Annotated in this window: 7 protein-coding genes and 1 pseudogene; 3 read left to right on the forward strand and 5 right to left on the reverse strand. The window is 71.7% G+C overall.

Annotated features, from left to right (window positions below; genetic code table 11):
- Positions 1-289: 289 nt before the first annotated feature.
- Positions 290-491 (reverse strand): annotated as a pseudogene (locus ABEA26_RS06000) (HAD family hydrolase); the annotation flags it as partial.
- A 164-nt stretch (positions 492-655) separates the two neighbouring features.
- Here ABEA26_RS06000 and ABEA26_RS06005 point away from each other — a divergent pair.
- Together ABEA26_RS06005 and ABEA26_RS06010 are read left to right on the forward strand one after the other, a co-directional pair.
- Positions 656-1,015 carry a hypothetical protein gene (locus tag ABEA26_RS06005; protein WP_345589902.1) on the forward strand — a complete coding sequence of 120 codons (360 nt, stop codon included), beginning with the start codon at positions 656-658 and terminating at the stop codon, positions 1,013-1,015.
- Between the two features lies 1 nt (position 1,016).
- The gene (locus tag ABEA26_RS06010) at positions 1,017-1,433 is read left to right on the forward strand and encodes a hypothetical protein (RefSeq protein ID WP_345589904.1); all 417 of its coding nucleotides are present in this window, start codon (positions 1,017-1,019) and stop codon (positions 1,431-1,433) included.
- A gap of 81 nt (positions 1,434-1,514) precedes the next feature.
- On the opposite strand, the gene ABEA26_RS06015 is transcribed toward ABEA26_RS06010, so the two are convergent.
- From ABEA26_RS06015 to ABEA26_RS06030, 4 genes are all read right to left on the reverse strand, one after another.
- Positions 1,515-2,012 carry a GNAT family N-acetyltransferase gene (locus ABEA26_RS06015; protein WP_345590012.1) on the reverse strand — a complete coding sequence of 166 codons (498 nt, stop codon included), beginning with the start codon at positions 2,010-2,012 and terminating at the stop codon, positions 1,515-1,517.
- Between the two features lie 57 nt (positions 2,013-2,069).
- Positions 2,070-2,564, reverse strand: coding sequence for an RNA polymerase sigma factor (locus ABEA26_RS06020; protein WP_345589905.1), 495 nt, complete (start codon positions 2,562-2,564; stop codon positions 2,070-2,072).
- A gap of 74 nt (positions 2,565-2,638) precedes the next feature.
- Positions 2,639-3,832 (reverse strand): glycerophosphodiester phosphodiesterase, encoded by a 1,194-nt coding sequence (locus ABEA26_RS06025; RefSeq protein ID WP_345589907.1) that lies wholly within the window; start codon positions 3,830-3,832, stop codon positions 2,639-2,641.
- A 188-nt stretch (positions 3,833-4,020) separates the two neighbouring features.
- A complete protein-coding gene (locus ABEA26_RS06030) occupies positions 4,021-4,248 on the reverse strand; it encodes a hypothetical protein (protein WP_345589909.1) in 228 nt (75 codons plus the stop codon).
- A 198-nt stretch (positions 4,249-4,446) separates the two neighbouring features.
- Between ABEA26_RS06030 and ABEA26_RS06035 the strand changes: the two genes are divergently transcribed.
- Positions 4,447-5,118: a lysophospholipid acyltransferase family protein gene (locus ABEA26_RS06035; RefSeq protein WP_345589911.1), complete on the forward strand. Its 672-nt coding sequence runs from the start codon at positions 4,447-4,449 to the stop codon at positions 5,116-5,118.
- Positions 5,119-5,136 lie beyond the last annotated feature (18 nt).

Consider the following 5,136-nt stretch of genomic DNA (forward strand, 5'->3'; position numbering starts at 1 on the left):
CGTGTGCGCGGGGCATGACTCAGCCGCGTGCGCGGGGCGCGGGGGCGTGCATGAGCGGGCGCTCGCTTCGGGGCGCGAGGCTCAGGTGGTGCGGGGGCCCTCTAGAAGGCGCACATTCGACACATACAACGAGCACCGGGCGTCATCGTCGCCTCGGTCGCAGGGGTGCGGTCGCTCGTCGTGCTCATGCGATCAGTAAAGCAGACATGTACTCCTGATCGGACACCGCCGTCCGGATGCTGGACAGTCATGGACGGTGGCCGGTCGGTGGACGGTCGCGGGGCGCTGATCAGCCCCGGACGGAGATCTCGACTCCGGCGTCGGTGACCAGGGCCGACAGGTCGGTGACCACCAGGTCGGCGTCGAGTTCGTCGGCCCGGTGGGTTGTGGCCAACGCCACGGTGGCCAGGCCGGCGGCACGGCCGGCCTGGCCCGGCGGGGGCGTTCTCGAAGATGACGCAGGCGGCCGGGTCGACGCCGAGGACGCGGGCGCGGGCACGGGCGCGGGCACGGGCACGGGCACGGGCACGGGCGCATGAGGGCCTGTCCGGCGGATCAGGTCGGTATCGAGCGGCGGCCGACGGACGAGCCAGGGGCGGGGCCGGAAGCGGGGCCGGGGGCGGCGGGGCTTTTGGGGCGTAATAGGGTCGCTGCCATGCTTGACGTCCTGACGCTGGTGACCGGCGTCGCCGCGCTGCTGCTCGCTGCCTGGTGCGGCTGGGCGGCCTACCGTGACCAGCCGACGAAGGACTGGCACTTCATCGGCATGGCCGTGGTCTCGGTGCTGGCGCTGATCCAGCTGGTGGTCGGGATCGTGCAGCTGGCGCGCGGCGAGGAGCCGGCGCAAGGCACGACGATCTTCGTGTCGTACCTCCTGGGCGCCTTCGCCTGCGTCCCGGCGGCGGGGTTCATGTCGCTGGCCGAGCGCACCCGCTGGGGCTCGGTGACGGTCGCCGCCGGCGGTGTCGTCCTCGCCGTCCTCGAGGTGCGGCTGTACGACATCTGGGGAGGCTGAGATGGTGGCCGCGGAGGAGAAGCCGCCCCGGCATCGGCTGATCGGCGGGCCGGGCATCCTGCTGGTGTGGCTGTACGGGGTGATGGTCGTCGGCGCCGTGTCCCGGTCCGCGTACCAGATCGCGACCGAGTTCGACCGGGCACCGCTCCCCTACACCCTGTCGGCCGTCGCGGGCGTCGTCTACGGCTTCATCACGTACACCCTGGTGCGCGGCGGCGAGACGGCCCGCAGGGCGGCACTCGTGTGCTGCGCCGCCGAGCTCGTCGGCGTCCTGACGGTCGGCACCTGGACCCTGCTGGAACCGTCCGCCTTCCCCGACACGACCGTGTGGTCGGACTTCGGGATGGGGTACCTCTTCATTCCCGTGCTACTGCCGCTGTCGGCCCTGTACTGGCTGCGCCGGGCCCGCGCCACGTAGCGACGGCGGCCCCGGGGTCGGACCCGGGGCCGGTCCCGCTGTCGCACCGCGAGCAGTGGCGGGCCCGGTCTCGTCGGCGTCTCAGGCCGTGGTCGCGTAGGCCCCGGCCGGCTTCTCCAGGACGATCATGGCCACGCCGTCCGCGCCCCTTGCGGTGCCCACCCTCTCGTAGCCGACCCGCCGGTAGAGCCGCAGGTTGCTCTCGCTGCGGTGCCCGGTGTGCAGACGGAAGCGCTTGGCGCCGCGCTCCTCGGCGAGGGCGGACTCGGCGGCCCGCAGCAGACGGGCGCCGATCCCGTGCCCCTGGAGCCGGGGATGTACGCACAGCTTGCCGATGGACGCGGCCCCGTCCTCGCTCGCCCGGCCGCGCACCGAGCCGACGACCTCGTCACCGAGCCGTGCCACGAAGACGCAGTCGTCGGCGACCTCCTCGCGCACGGAGTCGAGGGTCTGGACGAGCGGGTCGATGCGGTAGTTGCCGTACAGCGCCGCCTCGCTCTGGAAGCAGAGGTACTGCAGCCGGAAGATCTGCTCGGCGTCCTGCTCGGACGCCGCCGAGATGGTCACGCTCATGCCCATGTGCGCATGCCTCCCGCTCACCTGATCACCTGTGGTCCCCCACTCCTATCCCCGTCCTCAGCCGGCCGCAACCTCCGGCGTCAACAATCGACGCAGACATCCCAGACATCGGGAACGTTCCGGACCAAGACTGCCCTGTGAGATACCCAACTCCCCCGCGATCTCCCGGTATGTGAGGTCCTTCGGCGACAGCAGGGCCTCGATCAGCCGGGGGCAACGGCCGGGCAGCCGGCGCACGGCGTCGCGCAGAGCGCGGTGCCGGGCCGCGGTGAGCGCGAGCTGCTCGGGTTCCTGCTCGGCGGCGTCGGCGGGTTCGGTCTCGTACGGCCGCTCGTTGCGGCTCGTACGGCGGGTGCGGCGGGCCTCGATACGGACGGCGCTGCGCAGCCAGCGGCGGGGGTCGCGGGGCGGACCGTCGACCTCCAGGCGTTCCAGAAGACGCAGCCAGACCGCCTGTTCGAGGTCGCCGGGTTCGGCTCCGGACGCATATGCCTCGGCGGAGACCTCGGCGGTGAGCAGGGGGCGCAGGGAGGTGACCAGGTCGTGCGTCATATGCAGGTCGACGCGGCCGCCCGGGCCGTGGTTGCCCGGGCGGCCGGAGGTTCACCCCAACCGGGGGCGGTCCCTCACTTGTTGACGAAGTCCTCGCGGGCCAGCACACCCGTGTCCGGGTGGTCGGTGAAGATCCCGTCGATGCCGGTGGCGAAGTACGTCCGGAACGCGCGGAAGGCGTCGCCGTAGGCGTCCGGGTCGCTGCCCTTGCGGAAGTCGGCGGGGAGGAAGGGGTTCTCGTTGCGCATGGTGTAGGGGTGCAGGATCAGGCCCGCGCGGTGCGCGTCGCGTACCAGCGTGGTCGGCTCGGTGAGCCGGCCGGCGGAGTCCTTCGGGATGATCAGGTCCAGGGTCGGGCCGATGCCCTGCGCGTAGGAGGCGATCTCCTTCAGGCCCTTCGGCGTGACGAGGTCGGCCGTGGTGCGCGGGTCACCGGTCTCGACGAAGTCCCAGGGGCGGCTCTTCGCGCCGGACAGCAGGACGGCGAGGGGGTTGCCGACGAGCCGGTTCATGCGCTGGATGCTGGTGGGTTCGAAGGACTGGATGATGACGGGCGAGTTCTTCCGGTCCTTGCCGTACTTGCGCAGCAACCGCGCCAGACGCTCCTCCGTACCCAGGCCCAGCTTGCGGAAGTAGGTGGGGTGCTTGAGCTCGGGGTAGATCCAGACCTGCTTGCCGCGCCTGCGCGTCTGCTCGTTCTGCCAGCGCAGCACCTCCTCGAAGGTGGGGATCTCCCAGCGGCCGTCGTAGAGGGTGTTGTGCGGGCGGTTGGCCGGGATGCGCTCGGTGGCGCGGAGCGTCTTGAGCTCGGCGAGCGTGAAGTCCTCGGTGAACCAGCCGGTGACCGGGGAGCCGTCGAGCTGCTTGGTGCGCCTGCGGTCGGCGAACCCGGGGTGGTCGGCGACGTCGGTGGTGCCGCCGATCTCCGGCTCGTGCCGGCAGACGAGGTGTCCGTCCTTGGTGGGTACCAGGTCGCCCGCCTCGACGATGTCGGCGCCCATGTCGAGGGCCAGCTCGTAGGCGCCGAAGGTGTGCTCGGGGCGGTGGCCGCTGGCGCCGCGGTGTCCGATGACCGTCGGGACGGGCAGGCTCTTCACCCCACCGCCGTGACCGCCGTTTCCGCCGTGTCCGCCGCCGTGCCGGGTGTCGGCGGCTCTCGCCGTGCCGGACGGACCGAGTACGGCTCCGCCCGCTCCGAGCACCGCCGCTCCGAGGAGCGCCCGCCGTCCGGTGCCGCCCGCCTGCTCGTCCGACTCCTGCGTTCCCATCAGGGCCCTCCTGCCGTTGACCGTCAGTGCGGGCCGATCGTAGGGGCGCGTACATGACGAGCGGGAGACCGCGACCGGAACACGCGGGTGCCCGGGGATGTCGTATGGGCGTGGCGGGGTCGGTGGGGAGGGCGGGACAGGATGTCTGACACGCCGTCGGCTTCGCGGCGGCCGGGTGGGGTACGCGGTCAGTGGCCGCGCTCGTCGTGGCGGTGCCGGACGAGCCCCGTGGCCACGGAGAAGGGGTCGGCGGCACGGCTCCAGCGGCGCGCCTCGCGCAGTCCGCTCGTCGCCCGTGCTTCGATCCGTGCGGTGTCCGGACCCCCGGGCCAGCGACGCCGGTCCCTGCGGACCAGGACGGTGACGGCGGCGGCCATGACGACACAGAGCACGGCGAGTGCGGCGAGCATCGGCACGCGGTCCCTTCCCCTGCGGACGCGACCTGCCTCACATCCTCTTGTGGGCGTCACGGCCCCACAACACCCTGCACCGCAGGTGAACACACGTCAACACCGGGTAAGACCCGGACGACCCGACGTGCGTGACCCCCTTGGCCGCGAGTAATGTCCTCACCTGCACAGACTCATACCGCATCCCCGACACCGGAGGACCCGTTGTCCCGCTTCGCGCTCATCAAGGCAGTGCTCGGCCCGATCATGCGCCTGATGTTCCGCCCACGGGTGGAGGGCGTGGAGAACATCCCGGGCGACGGTCCGGTGATCCTGGCCGGCAACCACCTCACCTTCATCGACTCGGTGATCATGCCGCTGAAGTGCGACCGGCAGGTCTTCTTCATCGGCAAGGACGAGTACGTCACCGGCAAGGGTCTCAAGGGCCGGCTGATGGCCTGGTTCTTCACCGGCGTCGGCATGATCCCGGTCGACCGGGACGGCGGCCGGGGCGGGGTCGCGGCACTGATGACCGGCCGCCGCGTGCTGGACGAGGGCAAGGTCTTCGCCATCTACCCGGAGGGCACCCGCTCCCCCGACGGCCGCCTCTACCGCGGCCGTACCGGCATCGCCCGGCTCACCCTGATGACCGGCGCTCCCGTCGTGCCGTTCGCCGTGATCGGCACCGACAAGCTCCAGCCGGGCGGCGCCGGCCTGCCCCGGCCGGGCAGGGTCACGGTGCGCTTCGGCGAGGCGATGGAGTTCTCCCGCTACGAGGGCATGGACCGCGACCGCTACGTCCTGCGGGCGGTGACCGACTCCGTGATGACCGAGGTCATGCGGCTGTCCGGCCAGGAGTACGTGGACATGTACGCGAGCAAGGCGAAGGCGGCGTAGGCAGCGGAACGTACGGAC

This window comes from Streptomyces marokkonensis, from assembly GCF_039539045.1.
GTDB lineage: Bacteria > Actinomycetota > Actinomycetes > Streptomycetales > Streptomycetaceae > Streptomyces > Streptomyces marokkonensis.